19 protein-coding genes are annotated in these 23,664 nt (G+C 74.5%); 14 read left to right on the top strand and 5 right to left on the bottom strand.

Going from position 1 to position 23,664, the window contains the following annotated elements; all coding sequences use genetic code 11:
* Positions 1-26: 26 nt before the first annotated feature.
* Positions 27-1,877, bottom strand: a complete 1,851-nt coding sequence (locus IE118_RS21775) for an ABC transporter ATP-binding protein (protein WP_189559653.1) — start codon at positions 1,875-1,877, stop codon at positions 27-29.
* Positions 1,874-3,724, bottom strand: coding sequence for an ABC transporter ATP-binding protein (locus IE118_RS21770; RefSeq protein ID WP_189559652.1), 1,851 nt, complete (start codon positions 3,722-3,724; stop codon positions 1,874-1,876). The genes IE118_RS21775 and IE118_RS21770 overlap by 4 nt, the downstream gene beginning before the upstream one ends.
* A 278-nt stretch (positions 3,725-4,002) precedes the next feature.
* Here IE118_RS21770 and IE118_RS21765 point away from each other — a divergent pair, with 278 nt between their 5' ends.
* From IE118_RS21765 to IE118_RS21750, 4 genes are all read left to right on the top strand, one after another.
* On the top strand, positions 4,003-4,905 hold the full coding sequence (locus IE118_RS21765; RefSeq protein ID WP_189559651.1) for an ABC transporter ATP-binding protein: 903 nt from the start codon (positions 4,003-4,005) through the stop codon (positions 4,903-4,905).
* Positions 4,902-5,651, top strand: coding sequence for an ABC transporter permease (locus tag IE118_RS21760; RefSeq protein ID WP_189559650.1), 750 nt, complete (start codon positions 4,902-4,904; stop codon positions 5,649-5,651). The genes IE118_RS21765 and IE118_RS21760 overlap by 4 nt, the downstream gene beginning before the upstream one ends.
* 55 nt (positions 5,652-5,706) lie before the next feature.
* Positions 5,707-6,960 (top strand): sensor histidine kinase, encoded by a 1,254-nt coding sequence (locus IE118_RS21755; RefSeq protein ID WP_229846889.1) that lies wholly within the window; start codon positions 5,707-5,709, stop codon positions 6,958-6,960.
* Positions 6,961-7,021: 61 nt separating this feature from the next.
* Positions 7,022-7,681, top strand: a complete 660-nt coding sequence (locus IE118_RS21750) for a response regulator (RefSeq protein WP_373298407.1) — start codon at positions 7,022-7,024, stop codon at positions 7,679-7,681.
* A gap of 55 nt (positions 7,682-7,736) precedes the next feature.
* On the opposite strand, the gene glgX is transcribed toward IE118_RS21750, so the two are convergent.
* Positions 7,737-9,989 carry a glycogen debranching protein GlgX gene (glgX, locus tag IE118_RS21745; RefSeq protein WP_189559648.1) on the bottom strand — a complete coding sequence of 751 codons (2,253 nt, stop codon included), beginning with the start codon at positions 9,987-9,989 and terminating at the stop codon, positions 7,737-7,739.
* Positions 9,990-10,182: 193 nt separating this feature from the next.
* Here glgX and IE118_RS21740 point away from each other — a divergent pair, with 193 nt between their 5' ends.
* The 4 genes from IE118_RS21740 (at position 10,183) to IE118_RS21725 (ending at position 14,478) form a co-directional block, all read left to right on the top strand.
* Complete coding sequence (locus IE118_RS21740) at positions 10,183-11,409, top strand: L,D-transpeptidase (protein WP_189559647.1); 1,227 nt, start codon at positions 10,183-10,185, stop codon at positions 11,407-11,409.
* 165 nt (positions 11,410-11,574) lie between these two features.
* The gene (locus IE118_RS21735) at positions 11,575-12,822 is read left to right on the top strand and encodes a L,D-transpeptidase (RefSeq protein WP_189559646.1); all 1,248 of its coding nucleotides are present in this window, start codon (positions 11,575-11,577) and stop codon (positions 12,820-12,822) included.
* 100 nt (positions 12,823-12,922) lie between these two features.
* Positions 12,923-13,690 carry an enoyl-CoA hydratase/isomerase family protein gene (locus tag IE118_RS21730; RefSeq protein WP_189559645.1) on the top strand — a complete coding sequence of 256 codons (768 nt, stop codon included), beginning with the start codon at positions 12,923-12,925 and terminating at the stop codon, positions 13,688-13,690.
* 179 nt (positions 13,691-13,869) lie between these two features.
* Positions 13,870-14,478, top strand: coding sequence for an ATP-binding protein (locus tag IE118_RS21725; protein WP_189559644.1), 609 nt, complete (start codon positions 13,870-13,872; stop codon positions 14,476-14,478).
* A 73-nt stretch (positions 14,479-14,551) separates the two neighbouring features.
* On the opposite strand, the gene IE118_RS21720 is transcribed toward IE118_RS21725, so the two are convergent.
* A complete protein-coding gene (locus tag IE118_RS21720) occupies positions 14,552-15,193 on the bottom strand; it encodes a GNAT family N-acetyltransferase (RefSeq protein WP_189559643.1) in 642 nt (213 codons plus the stop codon).
* A gap of 142 nt (positions 15,194-15,335) precedes the next feature.
* Here IE118_RS21720 and IE118_RS21715 point away from each other — a divergent pair, with 142 nt between their 5' ends.
* Both IE118_RS21715 and IE118_RS21710 read left to right on the top strand, forming a co-directional pair.
* The gene (locus tag IE118_RS21715; protein ID WP_189559642.1) at positions 15,336-15,548 is read left to right on the top strand and encodes an EF-hand domain-containing protein; all 213 of its coding nucleotides are present in this window, start codon (positions 15,336-15,338) and stop codon (positions 15,546-15,548) included.
* A gap of 75 nt (positions 15,549-15,623) precedes the next feature.
* Complete coding sequence (locus IE118_RS21710) at positions 15,624-16,313, top strand: NADPH-dependent F420 reductase (protein ID WP_373298405.1); 690 nt, start codon at positions 15,624-15,626, stop codon at positions 16,311-16,313.
* Here the strand turns inward: IE118_RS21710 and IE118_RS21705 are convergent, their stop codons facing one another.
* Positions 16,314-16,871 (bottom strand): GH25 family lysozyme, encoded by a 558-nt coding sequence (locus tag IE118_RS21705; RefSeq protein ID WP_189559640.1) that lies wholly within the window; start codon positions 16,869-16,871, stop codon positions 16,314-16,316.
* Between the two features lie 224 nt (positions 16,872-17,095).
* Between IE118_RS21705 and IE118_RS21700 the strand changes: the two genes are divergently transcribed.
* The 4 genes from IE118_RS21700 to IE118_RS21685 are packed head-to-tail and all read left to right on the top strand — an operon-like array spanning position 17,096 to position 23,593.
* Positions 17,096-18,151, top strand: a complete 1,056-nt coding sequence (locus IE118_RS21700) for a sugar-binding transcriptional regulator (protein ID WP_189559639.1) — start codon at positions 17,096-17,098, stop codon at positions 18,149-18,151.
* Positions 18,148-18,807, top strand: a complete 660-nt coding sequence (locus tag IE118_RS21695; protein ID WP_189559638.1) for a type VII secretion system-associated protein — start codon at positions 18,148-18,150, stop codon at positions 18,805-18,807. The genes IE118_RS21700 and IE118_RS21695 overlap by 4 nt, the downstream gene beginning before the upstream one ends.
* The gene (locus tag IE118_RS21690) at positions 18,804-22,244 is read left to right on the top strand and encodes a hypothetical protein (protein ID WP_189559637.1); all 3,441 of its coding nucleotides are present in this window, start codon (positions 18,804-18,806) and stop codon (positions 22,242-22,244) included. The genes IE118_RS21695 and IE118_RS21690 overlap by 4 nt, the downstream gene beginning before the upstream one ends.
* A gap of 59 nt (positions 22,245-22,303) precedes the next feature.
* Positions 22,304-23,593: a hypothetical protein gene (locus IE118_RS21685; RefSeq protein WP_189559636.1), complete on the top strand. Its 1,290-nt coding sequence runs from the start codon at positions 22,304-22,306 to the stop codon at positions 23,591-23,593.
* The last annotated feature ends 71 nt before the right edge of the window (positions 23,594-23,664 follow it).

Here is a 23,664-nt window from a genome sequence, read left to right as displayed (position 1 = left end):
ACCCTCCCCCGTAGCGGCCCGCGCGCCTACGCCAGACTGTCCCGCCACGCCCGGTGCAGGTCCGCGAACCTGCCGGTGCCGCCGATGAGTCCGGCCGGGCTGCCGTCCTCGACGATCCGCCCGTGCTCCATCACCAGGACCCGGTCCGCGATCTCCACCGTCGACAGGCGGTGGGCGATCACCACCGCCGTACGTCCCCGCAGCACCGTCGCCATCGCCCGCTGCACCGCCCGTTCCCCGGGGATGTCCAGGGAACTGGTCGCCTCGTCCAGGATGAGGACCGCCGGGTCGGCCAGCAACGCGCGGGCGAACGCCACGAGTTGCCGCTGGCCGGCCGAGATGCGGCCACCCCGTTTGCGTACGTCGGTGTCGTAGCCGTCGGGCAGGGCGGCGATGAAGTCGTGCGCGCCGATCTCCTTCGCGGCCTGCTCGATCTCCTCACGCGTGGCCTCCGGCCGGCCGATCGCGATGTTCTCCGCGACCGTCCCGGAGAACAGGAACGCCTCCTGCGTCACCATCACCACCTCGCGCCGCAGGTCGCGTCCCGTGAGGTCGCCCAGGGGCACGCCGTCGAGCAGCACCCGGCCGTCGGTGGGGTCGTAGAACCGGGCGAGCAGCTTGGCCAGCGTCGACTTGCCCGCGCCGGTCGAGCCGACGACCGCGACGGTCTGCCCGGCCGGCAGGGTGAGGCCGAAGCGGGGGAGCACCTCGCCGCCGGTGCGGTACGCGAAACGGACGTCGTCGAAGACGACCTCGCGGCCGGGGAGGCCCGGGCGCCGCGCGGGCAGTTCCCGGGGGGACACCGGCTCGGGCACGGACGGGGTCTGCGCCAGCAGGCCGGCGATCTTCTCCAGCGAGGCCGCCGCCGACTGGTAGGAGTTGAGGAACATGCCGAGCCGGTCGATCGGGTCGTAGAGCCGGCGCAGGTACAGGACCGCCGCCGCCAGGACGCCGAGCTCCAGCGACCCGTCCGCCACCCGGTAGGCGCCCCACAGCACGATCAGCGCGACGGTGGTGTTGGCGGTGACCCGGGAACCGACCACGTAGCGCGCCATCTCCAGCAGCGCGTCGCCGTTGGTCCGCTCGTGCCGGCGGTTCAGCACCGCGAACTCCGCGTCATTGGCGGCCTCCCGGCGGAAGGCGCGCACCGGGCGGATGCCGTTCATCGTCTCGACGAACTTCACGATCACCGCGGCGATGGCCGTCGACCGCTTCCGGTACACCCGCCCGGCCCGCCGCTGGTACGACCGCACGAGCAGGTACAGCGGCACGAACGACGCCACCGCCACCGCACCGAGGCCCAGGTCCAGCCAGAGCAGCAGCACCGAGATGTAGACGGCCGAGAGGATGACCATGACCAGTTCCTGCAGGCCCTCCTCCAGCAGCTCCCGCAGCGACTCCACGTCGGTGGTGGAGCGGGAGATGAGACGGCCCGAGGTGTACCGCTCGTGGAAGTCGACGCTCAGCTCCTGGGCGTGGCGGAAGATCCGGCCGCGCAGGTCGAGCAGCACGTCCTGGCTGACCCGGGCGGAGGCCTTGACGAACGCGTACTGGAGCGTGCCGGACGCCGTCGCGCACAGCAGGTAGGCCACCGCCACCGCGATCAGCGGCCCGTGGTCGTCGCCGCGGAAGGCCGGCACCGCCCGGTCGATCGCGTACGCCACCAGCAGCGGGCCGGCCTGCACCGCGGCCTGCTGCAGCAGCAGCAGTACGGCGGTGACGGCGACCCTGCCCCGCAGGGGCGAGAGCAGGGAACGCAGCAGGACGCCGGTGGCACCCGGGGGCGCGGGCAGCTGGTCCCGGTCGAAGGGGTCGCCGGCCTTCGGGGTCCGGTCGTCGTCCTCGTGCTCGACGGGTGCGGTGGTGGCCGCCGTCATCGCTGGTCCTCCTGTTCCCCCGCCGGGGCACCGGACATGAGGTGGGCGTACTCGGGATTGCCGCGCAGCAGTTCGTGGTGCGTGCCGACGGCGGTGATCCGGCCGCCGGAGAGCAGGGCGACGCGGTCGGCCAGCAGGACCGTGGAGGGGCGGTGCGCGACGATGAGGGCGGTGGTGTCCGCCAGCACACGGCGCAGGGCGGCCTCGACGGCGGCCTCGGTGTGCACGTCCAGTGCCGAGAGGGGGTCGTCCAGGACGAGGAAGTCCGGGCGGCCGACGACGGCGCGGGCCAGGGCCAGGCGCTGGCGCTGGCCGCCGGAGAGGCTGAGGCCCTGTTCGCCGACCTGGGTGTCCGTGCCCCGGGGCAGCGCGTGCGCGAAGTCGGCCTGCGCGACGGCCAGGGCACGGGTCAGGTCCTCCTCGCCGGTGCCGCCGCCCATCAGCACGTTCTCGCCCACCGTCGCGGAGAAGAGGGTGGGTTCCTCGAAGGCCACCGCGACGCGGGCGCGCAGTTCCGCACGGGACATCGCCGTGATGTCCCGCCCGTCGAGGGTGATGCGGCCCTCGGTGACCTCGTGGAGGCGGGGGACGAGGGCGGTGAGCGTGGTCTTGCCGCTGCCGGTGGCGCCGACCAGGGCGAGGGACTCGCCGGGGCGGATGTGCAGGTCGATGCCGTGCAGGACGGGTGGCGATCCCTCGGGCGCGTCGGGGTAGCGGAAGCCGACGGAGTGGAAGACCAGTCCGCCGTCGCCGTCGCCGTCGCCGTCGCCGTCGCCGTCGCCGTCGCCGTCGTCGACCCGTGGGCGGGTGCGGCTGCCCGCGGCCTCGGCGGTCCGCGGCCCGGCGGTGCCCGACTCGGGTTCCGCGTCCATCACCTCGAAGTAGCGTTCCGTGGCCGTCGCCGCCTCCTGGCTCATGGCCAGCAGGAAGCCGATGGAGTCCACCGGCCACCGCAGCGCCAGCGCGGTCGACAGGAACGCCACCAGCGTCCCCGCCGACAGCGAGCCGTCCGCCACCTGCACGGCGCCCAGCACCAGCGCCGCGCCGATCGCCAGCTCCGGCAGCGTCACGATGACGCCCAGGATCGTGGCCAGCAGCCGCGCCTTGTGCAGTTCCGTCCCGCGCAGGTCACCCGACAGCTTCCGGAACGCCATGGCCTGGCTGCGGTGCCGCCCGAACCCCTTGATGATCCGGATGCCGAGCACGCTCTCCTCGACGACCGTCGTCAGGTCGCCCACCTGGTCCTGTGCCCGCCGCGCCGCCCCCGAGTACCGCTTCTCGAAGATCACGCACGTGATCAGCACCGGCACGGCCGGCACCAGGATGACCAGCCCGAGCGTCCACTCCTGCACCAGCATGATGATCACGCCGACCAGGATGGTCACGCCGTTGACCAGCAGGAACGTCAACGGGAAGGCGAGGAACATCCGCAGCAGCATCAGGTCCGTGGTGGCCCGCGACAGCAACTGCCCCGAGGGCCAGCGGTCGTGGAAGGCGATCGGCAGCCGCTGGAGGTGCCGGTACAGGTCGGCCCGCATCTCCGCCTCCACGTGCGAGAGCGGGCGCGCCACCAGCCACCGCCGCAGCCCGAACAGCAGCGCCTCGGCGAGCCCGAGCAGCAGCAGGTACAGCGCGCCGAGCCACACCCCCGCCGGGTCCCGGTCGGCGATCGGGCCGTCCACCATCCACTTCAGGACGAGCGGGATGACCAGCCCGATGCAGGAGGCGAGGATGGCGATGAACGCGGCGGTGAACAACCGCGCCCGCACCGGCCGCACGTACGGCCACAGCCGCAGCAGCGAGCGCACGGCGGAACGGGGTTCCGGGGGAGAAGGTGTAGTGGGCATCAGCAGCGAGCCTACGGTTCGCAGCTGACACTGCCCACCGAGTTTTGGCCGGACCGCCCTCCGCCGCCGGTCCTACGACCTGCGCCTACGACCCGCGCCCGGCCACCACCCGCCCCCGGCCACCACCCGCGTCCACGACCCGCGCCACCCCGTGCCCACCCCGCGCACGCGGCCCGGGCCGTACGGAGGGTCGTACCCCCGTATCAACCGATCGGCCGATGCCGGTCCGAGCGCCTCGTCCGATGTGCCGGCGGTGCCCGCACCGCGACGCTGGAGCCATGTCCGTCATCGACGTCACCGATCTGCGCAAGTCCTACGGAGGCCGCGCGGCCGTCGACGGTGTCTCCTTCACCGTCGAGGAGGGCGAGATCTTCGGGATCCTCGGTCCCAACGGCGCCGGCAAGACCACCACCGTGGAGTGTGTCGAGGGCCTGCGCGTCCCCGACGCCGGCCGCGTCCGGGTCACCGGCCTCGACCCCGTCGCCGACCACGAGGAGGTCACCCGCGTCCTCGGGGCCCAGCTCCAGCAGAGCGAACTCCAGCCCAAACTCACCGTCCGCGAGGCCCTGGAGCTCTACACCTCCTTCTATCCGCGCCCCGCCGACTGGCGCCCGCTCGCCGAACGGCTTGGCCTCACCGGCAAGCTGACCACCCGGTTCGGCAAGCTGTCCGGCGGCCAGAAGCAGCGGCTGTTCATCGCGCTCGCCCTGATCGGCAACCCGCGGATCGTCGTGCTGGACGAACTCACCACCGGCCTCGACCCGCGCGCCCGGCGCGACACGTGGGAGCTCATCGAGGACGTCCGCGCGGGTGGCGTCACCGTCCTCCTCGTCACCCACTTCATGGAGGAGGCCCAGCGCCTCTGCGACCGCATCGCGGTGATCGACAAGGGCCGGGTCGCCGCGCTGGACACCCCCTCCGGGCTGATCCGCCGCTCGGCGGGCGCCACCGTCATCAGCTTCACCCCGTCCGCGCCCCTGGACGACGCCGACCTGAACACGCTGCCCCAGCTCGCCTCGGTCCAGCACAAGGACGGCCGGATCACCCTGTCCGGCACCGACGAGACGGTCAACGCCGTCATCACCCTCCTCGCCCGCTCCCGCGTCACCGCCCACCAGCTGCGCGTCACCGACGCCACGCTGGACGACGCCTTCCTGGACCTCACGGAGGCCACGGCATGAGCACCGACGTCCTCGACACCGCGGTCCTCAGATCCGAGTTCCGCCTCTTCCGGCGCGAACCCGGCGGCATCTTCTGGGTCATGCTCTTCCCGACGGTGCTGCTGGCGATCCTCGGCTCCATCCCCTCCTTCCGCGAGGCCGACCCGGGCCTCGGCGGTCTGCGCCCGGTCGACGCCTACGTGCCCGTCGCCGTCCTCCTCGGGCTGATCGTCGGAGGGCTCCAGGGCATGCCGCCCACCCTCACCGGCTACCGGGAGTCCGGCATCCTGCGCCGGATGTCCACCACCCCGGTGCGCCCCTCGGCCCTGCTCACCGCACAGATGGTGGTGTTCGGCGCCGCCGCGCTGCTCTCCGCCCTGGTCGCCCTCGCCGTCGGCCGGCTCGCCTTCCGGGTGGCCCTGCCCGAGCAGCCCCTCGGCTACCTCCTCGCCCTGCTCCTCGCCCTGCTCGCCTCCCTCGCCCTGGGGGCCGTGCTCTCCGCCGTCTCACGCACCACGAAGATCGCCACCGCGGTCGGGTCGACCACGCTCTTCCCCGCCATGTTCACCGCGGGCGTCTGGCTCCCGGTCGAGGCCATGCCGGACCTGCTGGCCGACATCGTCGGCTGGACCCCGTTCGGCGCCGCCGCCCGGGCCCTGAACGAGGCCGCGGCGGGCGACTGGCCCGGAGCGCTGCACCTCGCGGTGCTGGCGGGCTGGACGGTCCTGCTCACGGCGGCGGCCTCGCGCTGGTTCCGCTGGGAATGACGACCGGGACATGACGACCGGGAGCGGGCGCGCGGACGTGACCCAGAATGACGCCATGGCGGAAGCGACGCGACTCGACCAGCGGCGGGCGGTGTTCGACCGCTGGGGTCCGTACGGACTGCTCTTCCTGAGCACCGTGATCGGCTGGGCGACCGCCGACGCCCTCGGCATGCGCACCGGTGAACGGCTGGCGTGCGCCGTGCTGATCGTCGCGGGCGTCGTCCTGGAACTGTGGTGGAACAGGGCGGCCCGCGGCCACCCGGGACCGTCGATGGCGGGCGCCCGCCAGTACGCCCTGCGCTGGGCGATCGCCTTCGTCCTCACGGTGCTGCACCCGCTGTTCGCCTTCTACGCCGCCCTCGGCTACTTCAGCACCGAGCGGCTGCTGCCGCCCCGGCTGCGCAAGGCCGGCCTGTTCGCCACCGCCGTGACCATGGCGGGCTCCCAGTCGGGAGGACTGCCGCCGGGGGACGGGCTCGGCTGGGTGCTCTTCGGCTCGCTCCTCGCGGCCAACAGCGTGCTGGCCCTCCTCTTCGGCCACTTCGCCGAACTGGAGGAGGCCCGCGGCCGGGCCCGGGTGGAGACCATCGCCGAACTCGGACGCACCAACACGGCGTTGCAGCAGGCCCTCGACGAGAACGCCGCCCTGCACACCCAGCTCCTCCTCCAGGCACGGGAGGCCGGGGTCGCCGACGAGCGGCGGCGGCTGGCCGCCGAGATCCACGACACCATCGCCCAGGGACTGACCGGCATCATCACCCAGCTCCAGGTCGCGGCGACCGTCCCCGACCCGGCCGCCTCCCGCACCCACAGGGAACGGGCCCTCGCCCTGGCCCGCGAGAGCCTCGGCGAGGCGCGCCGCTCCGTGCACAACCTCTCCCCGGTCGCGCTCGCCGACGGCGGGCTGCCCGAGGCGCTGAAGAAGACCGTCACCGAATGGGGCGAACGCACCGGTGCGCGGGCCGGGTTCACGGTCACCGGCACCGCCGAACCGCTGCACGACGAGGTGGCGGCCACCCTGCTGCGCATCGCCCAGGAGGCCCTGTCCAACGCCGCCCGCCACGCCGCCGCGGGACGCGTCGGTGTCACCCTGTCCTTCATGGGCGACGAGGTCACCCTCGACGTCCGCGACGACGGCCGGGGTTTCGACCCGCGCGCCGTCCCCGCGCGCAGCGGCACCGGCGGCTTCGGCCTCGACGGGATGCGGGCCCGTGCCGAGCGCGTCGCCGGGGCGCTCACGATCGAGTCCGAAATCGGCGGCGGCACGGCGGTCTCGGCTCGCGTACCGTTGGTCCGCCATGACCGATGACGCCCCGACCGACGACGCTTTGACCGACGGCGTGACCGGTGACGCCCCGACCGGCGAGGCCGTGACCGGTGACGCCGTGACCGGCGAGGCCGTGATCTCCCTCCTCGTCGTCGACGACCACCCCGTCGTACGGGACGGTCTGCGCGGCATGTTCGACTCCGCGCCCGGCTTCCATGTCCTCGGTGAGGCCGCGAACGGCGTCGAGGCGCTGGAACGCGCCGCCGCCCTGGACCCCGACGTGGTCCTCATGGACCTGCGGATGCCGGGCGGGGGCGGGGTCGACGCCATCCGCGAACTGTCCCGCCGGGGTGCCCGCGCGCGGGTCCTGGTGCTGACCACGTACGACACCGACTCCGACACCCTCCCCGCGATCGAGGCGGGCGCCACCGGCTACCTGCTCAAGGACGCGCCCCGCGAGGAACTGTTCACCGCCGTCCGCGCCGCGGCGCGGGGCCGTACGGTGCTCTCCCCGGCCGTCGCCTCCCGCCTGGTCTCCGCCGTCCGCGCCCCCGCGGCCCCCGGCCACGAGTCGCTCTCCGCCCGCGAGCGCGAGGTACTGGCCCTGGTCGCCAAGGGGACGTCCAACCGGGAGATCGCCCGGGAACTGTTCATCAGCGAGGCGACCGTGAAGACCCACCTCACCCACATCTTCGGCAAGCTCGGGGCCAAGGACCGCGCCGCGGCGGTGGCCGTGGGCTACGACCGGGGCATCCTCGGCTGAGCACGCCGCCCCCGCACATCGGGCCGTACCGGCACGTCACGCCGCCCCCGGCACGTCAGGGCCGCACCCGCAACAGCAGGACCGACCGCCCCGGCACCGTGATCCGCGCCCCCGCGCGGTGCACCGTGTCCGGCGGCCGGTCCTGTTCCTCCCGCGCGGTGTCCACCACCACCTCGTACCCCCCGGCCCACGGCGGCCCCGGCAGCTCGAAGGCCACCGGAGCGTGCCCCGCGTGCAGCACCGCCAGGAAGCTGTCGTCGAGGACCGGCGCCCCCCGCTCGTCCCGCCCCGGGATGTCCCGCCCGGAGAGGTACATGCCGAGCGTGGCGGCCGGCGCCCACCAGTCGTCCTCCGTCATCTCCGCGCCGTGCGGGGTGAACCAGGCCAGGTCGCGCAGCCCGTCCGCGGAGTGCGGGCGCCCGGAGAAGAACGCCCGCCGGCGCAGCACCGGGTGCCGGTGGCGCAGGGCGATCAGCCGGGACGTCAGCTCGAACAGGGGCCGCCAGTCCGGGTCGTCCAGCAGGGACCAGTCCACCCAGCCGATCTCGTTGTCCTGGCAGTAGGCGTTGTTGTTGCCGCGCTGGGTGCGGCCCATCTCGTCACCGGCGACCAGCATCGGCACGCCCGTCGACAGCAGCAGCGTGGTCAGCAGGTTCCGCAGCTGCCGCCGCCGCAGCGCCCGTACGTCCTCGTCGTCCGTCTCCCCCTCCGCGCCGCAGTTCCAGGAGCGGTTGTCGTCCGTGCCGTCCCGGTTGCCCTCGCCGTTCGCCTCGTTGTGCTTGCGGTCGTAGGACACCAGGTCCCGCAGGGTGAAACCGTCGTGCGCGGTGACGAAGTTGACCGAGGCGTACGGCCGCCGGCCGCCCCACGCGTACAGGTCGCTCGACCCGGACAGCCGGTAGCCCATCTCCCGCACGCCGGCCGGCGCGTGCCGCCAGAAGTCCCGCACGGCGTCCCGGTACCGGTCGTTCCACTCCGTCCACAGCGGAGGGAACGCGCCCACCTGGTAGCCGCCGGAGCCGACGTCCCAGGGTTCCGCTATCAGCTTCACCCGGCGCAGCACCGGGTCCTGAGCGATCACCGCGAGGAACGGGGACAGCATGTCGACGTCGTGCATGGAACGGGCCAGCGCCGCCGCCAGGTCGAACCGGAAGCCGTCGACGCCCATCTCCGTCACCCAGTAGCGCAGCGAGTCGGTGATCAGACGCAGCACGTGCGGCTGGACGACGTGCAGGGTGTTGCCGCAGCCCGTGTAGTCGGCGTACCGGCGCGCGTCGTGCTGGAGCCGGTAGTAGCCCCGGTTGTCGACGCCCTTCAGGGAGAGCGTGGGGCCCAGCTCGCCCGCCTCGGCGGTGTGGTTGTAGACCACGTCGAGGATCACCTCGATCCCCGCCGCGTGCAGGGCGCGCACCATCCGCTTGAACTCGCCCACCTGCTGCCCCGTCGACCCCGAGGCCGCGTAGCCGGCGTGCGGGGCGAAGTAGCCGATGGAGTTGTAGCCCCAGTAGTTGCGCAGGCCCCGCCGCAGCAGGTGGTCCTCGTGCGCGAACTGGTGCACCGGCAGCAGCTCGACGGCCGTCACGCCCAGCTTCACCAGGTGCTCGACCGCCGCCGGGTGCGCGAGACCGGCGTACGTGCCGCGCAGCTCCTCGGGGACGCCCGGGTGCCGCTGGGTGAAGCCCTTGACGTGCAGCTCGTAGATGACCGAGTCCGCCCACGGCGTCTTCGGCCTGCGGTCGTCCGCCCAGTCGTCGTCGTCGTGGACGACCACCCCCTTGGGGACGTACGGCGCCGAGTCCCGGTCGTCGCGCACGGTGTCCGCCACGTGCTGCTCGGGCCAGTCGCGGACGTGGCCGTACACCTCGGGCGGCAGCAGGAAGTCCCCGTCCACCGCGCGGGCGTACGGATCGAGCAGCAGCTTCGCCGGGTTCCAGCGGGCGCCGGTCCACGGGTCCCAGCGGCCGTGCACCCGGTAGCCGTACCGCTGCCCCGGCCGCACACCCGGCACGAAGCCGTGCCAGATCCCGTGCGTCAGCTCGGTGAGCCGGGCGCGGCTCTCCCGCCCGCGTTCGTCGAACAGGCACAGCTCCACCCCCTCCGCACCGCCCGCCCAGAGCGCGAAGTTGGTCCCCGCCACCCCGTCCGGGCCGGTCCGGAACCGGGCGCCCAGCGGCGTCGGCCGCCCCGGCCGGACCGGCACCGTCGGCACGGGCGGCGCCGGCCGCGCGCCGTTCACGACGACGGCCGGGCGCCCGTCCCCGGTGGCCCGTTCTCCGGCCACCGCCTCCTGCTCGGCTGCGCTGGACACCTGTCAGCCTCCCGCGGCTCGTGGGGGACGACGGGCGGGCAGGGGTGCGCGGCGGCCCGTCCCATCGGCTCCGTCCGCGGCTCCCCGGCGCGTCGTCCTCCCACTGTTCTGCCCAGAGCGTGCCTCGCACTCACGTTTCCCCGGGGGGCGGACATGGTCGTTTCCGGAGGCGGGGCCCGTCGTTGGGTACCCCGTGAGGCACGTAACTGGGCGCGCACGGCGCGCGAGGGCCGCACTGGCCGTCGTAGTGACATGGGCAGGACTGCTGACCGGAACCGCCGGATGTACCGCGGACGGCCCCGTGCGGGGGGCGTTCGGTCCCCCGGGCCGGGGCGACGCCATCCGGGTGGTCCCCGACGACGGTAGTGAGGACGTACGGCCCGGCTCCCCGCTGCGGGTGCGGGTGCCCGACGGGCGGCTGGAGTCGGTGAAGGTAGTCGTGTCCCAGGACGCGCGGGAGTCGGCCGTGCCGGGACGGGTCTCCGCCGACGGGCTGACCTGGAAGCCCGACGACGACCGGCTGGCGCTCGCCGCGAAGTACACCGTCGACGCGGTGGCCGTGGACGGCGAGGGCCGCCGTTCCGCCCGGCACACCGAGTTCACCACCTTCGTCCCGGAGGAACGCTTCATCGGCTACGTCGCCCCGGAGGACCGCGCCACCGTCGGCACCGGCATGATCGTCTCCCTGGAGTTCAACCGGAAGATCACCCACCGCGCGGCCGTCGAACGCGCCGTCCGCGTCACCGCCCGCCCGGCCGTGGAGATCCGCCCGCACTGGTTCGGCGACTCCCGCCTGGACTTCCGGCCCGAGCACTACTGGAAGCCCGGCACCCGGGTCACCGTCGACCTGAACCTCCGCGACGTCGAGGGCGCACCCGGCGTGTACGGCCTCCAGCGCCGTACCTTCACCTTCACCGTCGGCCGCAGCCAGGTGTCGGTGGTGGACGCCTCCCGGCACACCATGCGGGTGCGGCGGGACGGGCAACTGCTCACCACCGTGCCGATCACGGCGGGGGCGGCGAAGACGCCCACCTACAACGGCAAGATGGTCATCACCGAGATGCTCGAGGTCACCCGCATGAACAGCCGCACGGTCGGCTTCGGCGGCGAGTACGACATCCCCGACGTGCCGCACGCCATCCGCCTGACCAGCTCCGGCACCTTCCTGCACGGCAACTACTGGGCCCCGCCCGGAGTGTTCGGCAGCAGTAACGTCAGCCACGGCTGCGTCGGCCTGCGCGACGACAAGGGCGGGGGCGCGGACACCCCGGCCGGCTGGTTCTTCGACCGCAGCCTCGTCGGTGACGTCGTGGAGGTCGTCAACAGCAAGGACAAGCAGGTGGCGCCCGACAACGGCCTCGGCGGCTGGAACATGAACTGGAGGGAATGGACGGCGGGCGGCGCGGTGACGCGGCGCTGACCGCGACACCCCTGCGGCGGCCGGCGGAAGTTGGAACGCAACGGTGACAAAACCGCCGCCGAGATCGCCCCTGGCCTGTGGTTACTATGCGGCCGAGCGCGCGTGGTGCGCGCGGGGGCGCGGGCCCGGCCGACAGTCGCCGGGGGCCGCCGAGGGGAGAAACAAGTGAACGTGGGGCCGATATCGGGGGCGTCGGTGGGCGCGCGGCGACGGGGCGGCAGGAAGCTGGCGGCGCTGGCGCTCGGTCTGGCGCTGGCGGTCACCGCCTGCGGCGGCGGGGGAGCGGACGCGGGAGCCGGCCAGGACGACGGCAAGGGCAAGGGCAAGGACTCCGCCGCGGCGCAGAGCCAGCAGTCCGAGGCCGTGGTCGCGATCGCGCCCGAGGACGGCGCGGAGTCCGTGAAGACCAGCGGCGCGCTGAAGGTCACCGCGAGCAAGGGCAAGCTGACCGAGGTCGTCGTCAAGAACCCGGACGGCGACCCGGTCGAGGGCGCGATATCCGGTGACGGCGCCACCTGGACGCCGGCCACCCACCTCGCCGCCTCGACCAAGTACACGGTGCACGCCGTCGCCAAGGATTCCGAGGGCCGCACCGCCGCGGAGGACTCCACCTTCACGACCCTGACGCCGAAGAACACCTTCGTCGGTCACTTCACCCCCGAGGACGGCTCCGAGGTCGGCGTCGGCATGCCGTTCTCGCTCCGCTTCACCCGGGGCATCACCCACCCCGACGACGTCGAGAAGGCCGTCCGCATCACCACCGAGCCGCCCGTCGAGGTCGAGGGCCACTGGTTCGGCAACGACCGCCTCGACTTCCGCCCGGAGACGTACTGGAAGGCCGGCACCAAGGTCACCGTCGACCTCAACCTCGACGGCGTCGAGGGCCGCGAGGGTGTCTACGGGAAGCAGTCCAAGAAGGTCTCCTTCACCATCGGCCGCTCGCAGGTGTCCGTCGTCGACGCCAAGAAGCTCACGATGAAGGTCCAGCGGGACGGCAAGGTCATCAAGACCATCCCCGTCACCACCGGCAAGGCCGGCATGGAGACCTGGAACGGCCAGATGGTCATCAGCGAGCGGCTGAAGGTCACCCGCATGAACGGCGAGACGGTCGGCTACGGCGGCGAGTACGACATCAAGGACGTCCCCCACGCCATGCGCCTGACCACCTCCGGCACCTTCCTGCACGGCAACTACTGGGGCGGTGACGCCTTCGGCAACTACAACGCCAGCCACGGCTGCATCGGCCTGCGGGACGTGCGCGGCGGCTGGGACAAGAAGGCACCGGGCGCCTGGTTCTTCGAGAACTCCATGATCGGCGACGTCGTGGTCGTCAAGAACTCCGACGACGCGGTGGTCGCCCCGGACAACGGCCTCAACGGCTGGAACATGTCCTGGGAGAAGTGGAAGGCGTGACCCGGCCGGCCCCCGTGCCCCTCAGGGGGTGCGGGGGCCCGCCCGGCGGGCGGCGCACCTGCGGTGTCCCGGCGTGTGAACGCCCGCTAACCTGCGGGGCATGACCGTACATCTCGAAGTCTCCGAAGGCGTCGGCACGCTGCGGCTGGACCGGCCGCCCATGAACGCGCTGGACATCGCCACGCAGGACCGGTTGAAGGAGCTCGCCGAGGAGGCCACGCGGCGCGACGACGTGCGCGCCGTGGTCATCCACGGCGGCGAGAAGGTGTTCGCGGCGGGCGCGGACATCAAGGAGATGCAGGCCATGGACCACGCGGCCATGGTCCAGCGGGCCCGCGCGCTCCAGGACTCCTTCACCGCCGTCGCCCGCATCCCCAAGCCGGTCGTGGCCGCCGTCACCGGCTACGCGCTCGGCGGCGGCTGCGAACTCGCCCTCTGCGCCGACTACCGCATCGCCGGGGAGAACGCCAAGCTGGGCCAGCCGGAGATCCTGCTCGGCCTCATCCCGGGCGCCGGCGGCACCCAGCGGCTGTCCCGGCTGATCGGCCCCTCCAGGGCCAAGGACCTCATCTTCACCGGCCGCCAGGTCCGCGCCGACGAGGCGCTGACGCTCGGCCTGGTCGACCGTGTGGTCCCCGCCGGCGAGGTCTACACGCAGGCGCACGCCTGGGCGGCCAAGCTGGCCCAGGGTCCGGCGATCGCGCTGCGGGCGGCCAAGGAGTCCGTCGACGCCGGTCTGGAGACCGACATCGAGACCGGCCTCGCCATCGAACGGAACTGGTTCGCGGGCCTGTTCGCCACGGAGGACCGTGAGCGGGGGATGCGCAGCTTCGTCGAGGAGGGCCCCGGCAAGGCGAAGTTCCTGTGACGTCCCGCTGAAGCACCCCTCCAGGGGCTTGCAGTTGACGCGATGTCTGATCCCGGCCCCTCGACGGGGCGGATTGTGGGAGCCTTGGGGCACCCTGAAGCCGTCGTGTCGAGGGAGCCCGTCGATTGCCTGAGAGTGAGCCGTTTCCGCAGGTGGGGCGGGCCTTCGGGGACTGCGGAATGCCGGCGGCACATGCCGGAGGCCCGGTGTCCCGCGGGGGTGCGCCGGGGGCGCATTCCCCGGAGACGGCCCCGCGGGCGCCGGCGGACGGCCATGATGGGGGCATGGCGGGGCTGGAGGGCAGGGAACAGCCGCGGGGAGACGGAGGTGCGACCGCGTCGCGCTGGTCGCCGACGGTCGAGGACGAACACGCAGCGAAGGCCCTGGAGTTGTTCGGCGACCCCACGGAGGGGGAAGTTCCGTTACCCTCCCGCCCCGAATCGGCCGCCACCGCACGCCGGCTCGTCCAGGTCGTCGTCCTGCGCCAGTGGGGCCTCCCCGCGAAGACCACCGAGGACGCCGTCCTGCTCGTCTCGGAACTGGTCGGCAACGCGGTACGCCACACCGGAGCCCGCGTCTTCGGCCTCCGCATGCGCCACCGGCGCGGCTGGATCCGCGTCGAGGTCCGCGACCCGTCCCGCGGCCTGCCCTGTCTCATGCCCGTCCAGGAACTGGACGTCAGCGGCCGCGGTCTCTTCCTCGTCGACAAGCTCGCCGACCGCTGGGGCGTCGACCTGCTGCCCCGCGGCAAGACCACCTGGTTCGAGATGCGCGTCGTGGACCGCTGAGAGCCCGCGCGCCCTGTGCACCGCTGAGCACGAGGGCCCCGGTGGACCGCTGAGAGCCCACGCGCTCAGCCCTTCACCGGCTCGGGAGGAAGAGCGCCTCCGAACCCACCGGCCGGTACCCCGCCGCCTGGAAGGCCCGCAGACTGCGCGCGTTGCCCGGCGAGATCTGCGCCCACACCGGTTCGCCCCCGGCCAGCCGGCGCGCCGCGAGCGCCAGCCGCCGGCCCAGCCCCCGGTGCCGCGCGTCCTCCGCCACCTCCACCGCGACCTCCAGCCGCCCCGCGACACCCCGGCCCAGGACCAACACGCCCCCGTCCGCCGCCCACACCCGGACGTCGTCGCGCCGGACCAGGGCGGCGGCGACGCGGGGATGGCCCGGGTCGCCGGTCTCCGCCAGACCCGGCGGCGCGCCACCGGGCAGCGGCCGCGCCACCGTCATCACGTCCACGGTGTCCGTCCGCCGCCCCGTGCGCTGCAGGAAGGCCGACAGGAAGCGCACGTTCATGGTGGCGGCCAGGGCGTCGCAGTCGGCCTCGGCGAGCGTCCGCCGCACCCACGCGGGGTCCTCGTCGGTGAACACGACGGAGTGTCCGGTGAACGCCAGCACCCCCGCGTCCCGGGCGGACGGCTGCGCCACCACCGTCGTCCCCCCGTCCGCCGGCGGGAAGACGCCCCGCGCCACCCCGTCGAGGATCTCCCTCAGCCCGTCGCCCACCCTCGCGCTCCTCGCCTCTCCACCCACCGGAAGGGCCTGACCCCGGTGGTCGCCGCACCGCCGTTCCGGACCGCCGGATAACCTGACCCGCGTCAGCAAGACGACACCGTACGAGACACAGCACGAGACGAGGGGCGGACCGGTGGCGGACATCGAGGAAGCGCGCAAGCAGTTCGAGCGGATCGACACGGACGGGGACGGATTCATCACCGCTGCCGAGTTCAAGACCGCCCTGGCCCAGGGCGGTGACTGGAACGTCACCGAGACGGTCGCGGAGGCCCTGATCAAGTCCCGCGACCTGAACGGCGACAAGCTCCTGTCCTTCGACGAGTTCTGGGCGCACGTGGACAAGTAGGTCCGGAATAGCCCGCCCGTCCGGGTGGTTGGTGCCGACCACGCGGGTTCCCGAAGGGAACCGAAACGGACACCGATCCCCGGAAGGGCGAGGCGAGCGGACATGAAGATCGGCATCATCGGCGCGGGCAACATCGGCGGAAACCTCACACGGCGGCTCACGGCCCTCGGCCACGACGTCTCCGTCGCCAACTCCCGCGGACCCGAGACGCTGAAGGAACTGGCCGAGGAGACGGGCGCCACCCCGGTACGGGCCGAGGAGGCGGCGCGCGGCGCGGAGGTCGTCGTCGTCACGGTCCCCCTCAAGGCCGTCCCGGACCTGCCGTCCGGCCTGCTGGACGGGGCCGCGCAGGACGTGGCCGTCATCGACACCGGCAACTACTACCCGCGGCAGCGCGACGGCAGGATCGCCGGCATCGAGGACGACGGTCTCACCGAGAGCCGCTGGACCGAACGCCAGATCGGCCACGCCGTCATCAAGGCCTTCAACGGCACCTACGCCCAGGACATCCTGGACCGCCACCGTCCCGCCGGTGACCCCGGCCGGATGGCCCTCCCCGTCGCCGGTGACGACGAGGCGGCCAAGCGGAAGGTCCGGGCGCTGATCGACGAGCTCGGCTTCGACACGGTCGACGCGGGCGGCATCGACGACTCCTGGCGCCAGCAGCCCGACACCCCCGTCTACGGCCTGCGCGGGGGCACCGAGGCGGTCACCGAGGCCCTGGCCGGGGCGTCCCCCGAGCGCAAGCCCGAGTTCCGGGGCTGACTAGCCGCTCCGGGCCCACTCGTCCAGCGACGACCTGCTGGGGAAGTCCGCGACGTTCTGGTCCAGCGGGTCGTCGGTGTACTGATGGAAGCGCCACTCGGCCTCGATGCGGGGCCTGCCGGCGGTGACGTGGTCGGCGATCCAGAGGCCGTCGCCGGCGTAGGACGTCGTGTCGACGTCGAGCCAGAAGTCCCGGTTGCAGTACAGGACGACGCGGTGGTCCGGCCGCAGCTCCTTCACCTCACGCAGGAAGCGGTCCTTCTCGGCGTCGCCGGCCCGCGTGCCGTCGCCCGTCGTCTCCCAGTCGACCGCGAGGACGTCACCCTGCCGGTCCGGGATGCTGCTCACGAAGTACTCGGCCTGGGCGGTGAGCCGGCCCGGCCACAGGAAGTGGTAGAAGCCGACGACCAGCCCGGCGTCCCGGGCCCGCTCGGTCTGGGCCGCGAGCCGGGGGTTGGTGTACGAGCTGCCCTCCGTCGCCTTCACGAAGACGAAGGACAGGCCGTCCGTGTCGTACGAGGACGTCTGGTACGCACTCACGTCGATGCCGTGCAGCATGGAGCTCCCTGAAGGTGTGCTGGTGGGGGCGGGGAGTCGGACGGATCATTCCCCGGACCGGCACCGGAGACCCGTCCGGGAGCCGGGAAGCCCTTTTCGGTCGCCACTGAGGGCCCACGTGTCACTCCCGCGTCGCCCGCCCGTCATGTTCCGCTCACTTCGCACAGATGAACTAGCGGCAGGAGTGCGGTGGTTGACGAACGTGAGAGGGCGCGGAGAGAAACATGGCCGAACCGGCTGAAGCGGTGGCGTTACCCGCGCCGATCGACACCCTCCTCACCGCCGCCGTCGCCCGGCGCTTCTACCTGGAGAACCGCTCGAAGGTGGAGATCGCCGAGGAGTTCGGCATCAGCCGCTTCAAGGTGGCCCGCCTCCTCGACGCGGCCGTGGCCCACGACATCGTGCGGATCGACATCACCGTCCCGGCCGAGATCGACGTACCGCTCGGGAGGGCGCTCGCCGAGCGGTACGGACTCCGGCACGGCGTCGTCGTCGACCTGGCCCGCAGCGAGGGCACCGCGTCGTCCCCGGCGGACCGCGGCCGGAACGGCCGCTGGCTCGGCACGGCGGCGGCCCGGCTGCTCTCGGACATCGCCGGCGAGGGCGACGTCATCGGCCTGGACGGCAGTGACGCGGCGGACGCGCTGAGCGAGGCGGTCACCCGGCTGCCGCTGTGCGACGTGGTCCAGCTGACGGGGGTCCACGGCCGGGACCTCGCCCACGACACCGCGATCGCGGCGGTCCGCCGCACGGCCGAGGCGGGCGGGGGCCGGGCCTTCCCGCTCCACACCCCCTTCCTGCTGCCCGACGCGGCGACGGCCGCCGTCCTGCGCAGCCAGCCCGCCACCGCCGAGACGCTGGACCGCTTCGCCCTGGTCACCAAGGCCGTCGTCGGCATCTCCGCCTGGGACGCGCCGCACTCCCCGGTGCACGGGGCCCTGCCCGAGGAGGAGCGGGAGGCGCTCCGCGCGGCGGGTGCCCGAGCCGGCGTGGCCGGCCTGGTCCTGGACGCCGCCGGCCGGGTCCTGCCCACCACGCTCGACGCCCGCACCATCGCCGTCGGCGCCGGCCGGCTGCGGGACGTCCCGGAGCGGATCGGCGTCACGGACGCCGCACAGGGCGGCACCGGCGCGGTGCGTGCCGCCCTGCGCTCCGGACTGCTCACGGCGGTCGTCACGGACGCCACGACCGCGCGCCGCCTCCTGTGGCACGACGATCCGGACGACACGGGGCGGACCACGGCGTCACCGCCCCGCACCACCGCACGAGGACACCGATGAACCGGCAGGACGAGGCGCTGCCGCCCGTTCCGGACGACATCCGTGAGGCAGGACGCCTCGCCCCCGACCACTGGCTGGGAGTGGTCGACCCGACGTGGTCCGGGGAGGGGAGGCCCCCGGAGTGGGCGACGACCGGCCGGTGGCGGTCCGGCCCCGACGGGGAGATCGTCGCGTGGGAGGAGAACCCCGGGTACCGGCCGTCCCCGCGTGCGCTCGGCTGGCCCGAGCCGGAGGACGAGGTGGACCGCGCCGTCCAGCTCGCGTCCACCGGGTACGGGCCCGGCGAGGCGGTGCCGGCGGCGCTGGCGGGACGCGAGGTGGCCGTGCTCACGGCACCCGGCGGCGGCCCGTTGAGCGCGGCGGCGCCGGACGGTACGCCGGTCGTCCCGGTGTTCACCTCGTCGGTGTTCCTGCACACCGCGGGGCGTTTCGCGTTCGAACTCGTCGGCGCGGACGACCTCCTGACGCGCGTCCCCGAGGGACACGCGCTGTACCTGAATCCGTCGGCCGCGGTGAGCATGCTGCTGGACCCCGGCGCCGTGCGCGACGCGGCCGGAGGCGGTACGGACGCGGGGGCCCGGCCCTCCGCCCCCGCGGGCCGTACCGCGCGGGTGCTGACCGAGGCCGTCCACCCGGTGCGGGGGACGGACGCGTGAGCCGCTGGTCGTCCGTGATACCGGGCCGGGGACGCAGGTCCGGTCCCGGTACGGGCCGCCGCGGTCCGGCGGGCCCGGCCGGCGGCGCGAACGGCACCGGAAACCGGGGCGTCGGCGGCCCGCCCGTCGAGGACGTCGACGGCGTGCTGCTGGTGCGCTCGGTCGAGGACGACTCGTTCCCGCTGGACGTGGTGGCCGAGGTGGCGGGCGCCGTCGGCCGGGAGGAGGACGTCGTCACGGTGATCGTGGGCTCGGCCGCCGGGGGCGGGGGACCCGGCGCCGACCACTGGGCACGGCTGGGAGCGCTGCTCGACTCCCTCCGCGCGCGGGGCACCGAACGGATCCGGCTCGTGATGTCCGGCGCCGGGGACGACCGGCCGGACCGGCCCGGTGTCGCGCGCAGGATCGCGGACGCCTGGGAACTGGAGGTGACGGCTCCGGACGGGGCCGTGCTGATCACACCCGGGGGCACGCTCTTCGTCCACGGCGACTCCCGCCCCGGACGCGCGTGGTGGCGGTTCGCGCCCGGCGCGGAACCCCGGAAGGCGGGCCGGCGCGCCCCGGCGCCCGTCTGGGAGGAGGCGCTGGACGGGGTGCCCGAACGCACGGCAGGCGGCTGCGTCGTGGACCGTGTCCCGGCGGGCGTGGTGATCCGCCCGGCCGAGGCGCCCGGACCGGCCCCCGACGATCTGTGCTTCTCCGTGCCCGTCGACCACGAGCGGCTGACGGTGCTGGTCGGCGCCCCGCGGGCGGAGGACGTCGCCGCCGACGAGGTCGCCGCCGTCCTCGCGGGACTGCCGGAGGCGGAGCGGGCCCGCACCCGGCTCGCGCCCGGCGGCCGGCGCGACCTGCTGCGGCTCGGGCAGTCGGTCGCCGATCTGCTGGGCACCGAGGTGGAGGTGCTCACCGGACTGCCGCTGCTCGACGACCACGCGCCGCCCGGGACGCCTCCCCGGCCGACGCTGGTCGGGCTGGACGGGCGGCCGAGCTGGCGGCCGTTCGTGTCATCCGTGGTCTGCGGGCCGGTCGACTCCGAGGGGCGGGCTCCCGTACCGAGGCCGGCGGAGCTCCATCCGCCCGACTGGATCCTCGGCGGCGGCGAGCCGGGAACGGTACGGCTGACGGACCGCTGGCAGGCGACGGTGACCCGGGCCGGCCTCGCCCTGTGGACGCCGGACGGCCCCCGTCCGGGGCCGCTGGGACCGGCCGTCGACCCGGAGGTGTGCGCCGTCGAACTGGGCATGCCGGGGCAGCCGTTGGACGACTCCCTGCTGCCCGCGCTGTCCCTCCTCGTGCGCGGCCTCGGCTCCGACGTCCGCTCGCGCACCACCCTGCTGGTCCGGGGCCGGCTCCTGGCGGGCGACGGCGGCCTGCGCCGCCTGGCCGCCGAACACGGCATACCGGGCATCCGCTACGTCACCGCCGGCCGGGCGGCACGCCCCCGCCCGGCCACCGGCCGGCCGGGCACGGCCACGGCACCCGGCCGCGTCCCACCGTCCGGCCGGGCGGCGGACGGGCCCGGCGGCCGGACACCGCCGACCGTGGCCCACGGCCCCGCCACGCCCGCCGCCGAGCCTGCCGCCGGGGCGGGCCGGTCCGTGCCGCCGGGTGCGTCGGCCCGGGGGCCCGGTGAGGGTGCCGGTGGCCCGGAGGCCGTCGAGCCCGGTGGGGTGGGCCGCGGACGGGGTGCGGTCGTGGCTTCGTCGTCCGCCGGGGCGGGCGCCGGGGTGGGCCGGGGGGCCGACGGAACTTCCGGCGGCCCGTCTGCCGGTGGGACCGGTGAGGCGTCGCCTGCCGGTGGGCCGGGTGCGGCCGCTGTTCCACCGGCCGCCGGTTCCGGCGCCCGGGCGGGCGGGGGGCCCGGCGCGGGTGAGGGTGGGCCGGGGGCCGGCGCACCGGATGGGCCCGGTGGGACCGCTGGGGCTTCGCCGGGCGCCGGGGTGGGCCGAGGCGTCGCTGAAGCCGCCGTCGGGGCGCGGGCCGCCGGGCCGGGTGGGGCGGTTCAGGGGTCCGACGCGAGCACCGCCCTCTCGGCCGCCGGACCCGGCGCCGGAGCGGTCCGCCGGCGGCCGGGTGCGGCCGGGACGGGAGCGTCGGTCACCGGACGCGAGGGCGGAACGGACCGTCCCGACGGTGTGACCGCCGCCGATCCTCAGGCGGCCGGATCCGCGGCGCCGGTCCTCCCGCCCGCCGCGTCCCCGGACACCCCCCAGTCGCACGGTCCTTCGGCCGCCGGGGCCGTCGTGTCCCCGGACGTCCGGGCGGGCGCGGAGGCTCCCGGCGGTCCGGCCGCGGGTACCGGAGGGGCCGTACCGACGCCGGATTCCCCTGCGGCCGGTCCCGGGGGAGCGGAAGCCGGGGCGTCCGTGCCCGCCGCCTCCGCGGAGCCCGGTCCCCCGGGGCGGCCCGCGGAGGGGGACGCGGCCACCACGTCGCCGGAGCCCGGGGACGGCGTCGGGAGCGGGCGGAGGGTTTCCGCAGCCGGCACGGCGCCGGACGGGCGTGCGGATGCGGGAGCCGCGGGGCCCCGCACCGTCTCCCCGGCCGGGCCGCGCCCCGGGACCACCGGTGAGCGGAGCGGCCCGGAGCCGGACGGCGGGCGGGCCGGCCGTGCCGGGGCGGGGACGGGGCCGCGCGGGCCCGGTGGCCCGGCACCCGCCCCCGGCCGTGCGGCCCTTCCGTTCCTGCCCGGGCACGTCAGCGGGGCCGCCGAACGCGCCGCGTTCCGGGACGCCGCGGCCGGCGCCTGGAAGGGGCACGCCGCCGCCGTGTCCCGGGTGCTCACCCGGATGCCCGCCCTGCGCGGCCACGAACTGGAGGCGGCGCGGACCGATCTCGTCGCCGCCCACGCCTTCCTCACCGCCGCGGAAGGGCCGCTGCACCACCGCGAGCTGATCCGGGACCTGCACACCGGCGAGGGACGCCTGCTGCCCTACGCCGGCTGTCTGGCGTCCGCCCTGCGCCGGCTGCCGTCCTACCGGGGCGTGGCCCTGCGCGGCGGGGACGCCGACGGTCCCGAACCGGCGGCCGGCGCGCTGCTGCACGACCCCGCCCCGGTCAGCGCCCTGGCCGGGGCCTCGGCGCTGCCCGCAGGTTCCCCCGTGCGCTACGCGATCTGGTCCGTCACCGGACGCAAGGTACGGCAACTGCTCGACCGGCCGGACGGCGCCACGGAGGAGCACGAGGAGATCGTCTTCGTGCCGGGGACCGGCTTCCGGGTGCTGGGCGTGCGGATCGCGTCCGCGGGCCGCCCCGTCGTCCTGCTGCGGGAACTCCCCGGCAACGCGACCGCCTACATGGACGGGTCGGAGGAGCTGAGCGGCCTGGACCTCAAGGCCCTCGCGCACCTCGAGGAAGCGCTGGCCAAGGGCTTCCGCGTCGGTGACGGTCCGCAGTGGCCGGAACGCTGTTCCGGGCCCGTGGGCGCGGACGGATAGCGAGCGACGGGGAAGGCACCACCCCCCTCACCCATCACCCCCACATTCCGAGGAGAACGATGGCACGTCGTAATCAATCGCCCCCTGAAGGGCCCGACGGCACGGGCGGTTCGTCCGTCCGCAGGGCCGTCTCCCTCGGGTCGGCGGCGGCCGACCCCGGCCCGATGCTGGCGCCGGCCGCGCGGCGCACGGCGGCACCGACGCCGGACGAGGGCGGGGCCGAGGCAGCGGAGACGGCACGACCGGCCCCGGACACCGCCGGGAGCGGGCCCGTCCCCGAGCGGCCCGCCACCACCGGTGGTACGGCCGCGGAACCCGCCGCGACGGCCGCGGCCGCACCCGACGCGTCCGCCGCCCCCCAGAGGCCGGAGGCGGAAGGTGCGAGCGCCGCCGAGCCGGCCACCGCCGCCCGGGCCGCCCAAGCCGCCCAAGCCGCCCCGGACACCGCGGCCGGGGAGACCGGCGTGGTCGGCGTGGTCGGCGGAACCACCGCCGCCGCCGGCGCGGACGGGACGCCGCCCGGTAAGCCGAAGAAGCCCCTGCTCGCCGCCGCCGGTATCGCGGGGGTCGTCCTCCTCGCCGTGCCGCTGCTGATCTGGGCCACGGACGACTCGCGGCAGAAGAAGGACGACGTGGCGGTGGCCGCCGGGTCCGACACGCTGCTGGAGGAGGAGTCCCTGGAGGTGCCGAAGGGCGACTACGCCCCGGCGGAGCCCACGCCGGAACCCTCGACGGCGAAGCCGTCCGCCGAGCCGAAGCCCGTCGTCGGGAAGGCACCCCCGGTGGTGGGTCCGGCGGCGGCCCCGGTCGGCGAGTCGCCCCAGGCGAAGGAGAAGAAGACGGAGAAGGCGGAGAAGGCGGAGACCCGCGTCGAGAAGCGCGAGGCTCCCGTGCTCCCGCCGAACACCGCCGCCTACGCCGTCCAGCGGCTGGCCGCGTCGGACCCGGGCCGGCACATCTGCTACCGGGTCCACAGGAAGGGGGCCGGCTGGACGAACCCGCGGTGCGACGGGGCCATGTCGGGCAAGGGACTGCCGATCACGGCCATCAACATCGCGGTGGTCGGCGCCAAGCGGGTGTCCGCCAACGAGTACGTCCAGAAGGACGGATGGACGACCGCGTGGTCGGGCGCCGCCGACGGGACGGACCTGACGCTGGGCAGTGACTCCCCGAACGCGCCGAACCTCAGCGGCTACGCCATCGGTGTCGACGACGGCAACGTCTGCCACCACCACAAGCTCGGCGGGCACGACTGGGGCGCCTATCTGTGCGAGTCGTCCCAGGGCTGGAGGTTCGGCGGGTCGCTGAACCCGGACGTGTGGCTGGAGAGCGTCAAGTTCAACGTCTGAGAAGCGCGACGTCTCAACGTCAGAGAAGCGCGACGGGCGAGCGGACGCCCGCCGGCACCGGCCGGCGGGCG

The organism is Streptomyces pilosus, from assembly GCF_014649835.1.
In the GTDB taxonomy this organism is placed as follows: domain Bacteria; phylum Actinomycetota; class Actinomycetes; order Streptomycetales; family Streptomycetaceae; genus Streptomyces; species Streptomyces pilosus.
The sequence above is the reverse complement of the archived record's forward strand: the minus strand, read 5'-3'. Positions and strand labels throughout refer to the sequence as shown.

What these genes read in the sequence shown, in the direction of transcription:
- IE118_RS21725 (WP_189559644.1), top strand. Translation starts at nt 13,870, where the DNA reads ATGCCGGCGGCACATGCCGGAGGCCCGGTGTCCCGCGGGGGTGCGCCG.
- IE118_RS21700 (WP_189559639.1), top strand. Translation starts at nt 17,096, where the DNA reads ATGGCCGAACCGGCTGAAGCGGTGGCGTTACCCGCGCCGATCGACACC.
- IE118_RS21765 (WP_189559651.1), top strand. Translation starts at nt 4,003, where the DNA reads ATGTCCGTCATCGACGTCACCGATCTGCGCAAGTCCTACGGAGGCCGC.
- IE118_RS21775 (WP_189559653.1), bottom strand. Translation starts at nt 1,877, where the DNA reads ATGACGGCGGCCACCACCGCACCCGTCGAGCACGAGGACGACGACCGG.
- IE118_RS21730 (WP_189559645.1), top strand. Translation starts at nt 12,923, where the DNA reads ATGACCGTACATCTCGAAGTCTCCGAAGGCGTCGGCACGCTGCGGCTG.
- IE118_RS21755 (WP_229846889.1), top strand. Translation starts at nt 5,707, where the DNA reads ATGGCGGAAGCGACGCGACTCGACCAGCGGCGGGCGGTGTTCGACCGC.
- IE118_RS21760 (WP_189559650.1), top strand. Translation starts at nt 4,902, where the DNA reads ATGAGCACCGACGTCCTCGACACCGCGGTCCTCAGATCCGAGTTCCGC.
- IE118_RS21695 (WP_189559638.1), top strand. Translation starts at nt 18,148, where the DNA reads ATGAACCGGCAGGACGAGGCGCTGCCGCCCGTTCCGGACGACATCCGT.
- IE118_RS21770 (WP_189559652.1), bottom strand. Translation starts at nt 3,724, where the DNA reads ATGCCCACTACACCTTCTCCCCCGGAACCCCGTTCCGCCGTGCGCTCG.
- IE118_RS21705 (WP_189559640.1), bottom strand. Translation starts at nt 16,871, where the DNA reads ATGCTGCACGGCATCGACGTGAGTGCGTACCAGACGTCCTCGTACGAC.
- IE118_RS21685 (WP_189559636.1), top strand. Translation starts at nt 22,304, where the DNA reads ATGGCACGTCGTAATCAATCGCCCCCTGAAGGGCCCGACGGCACGGGC.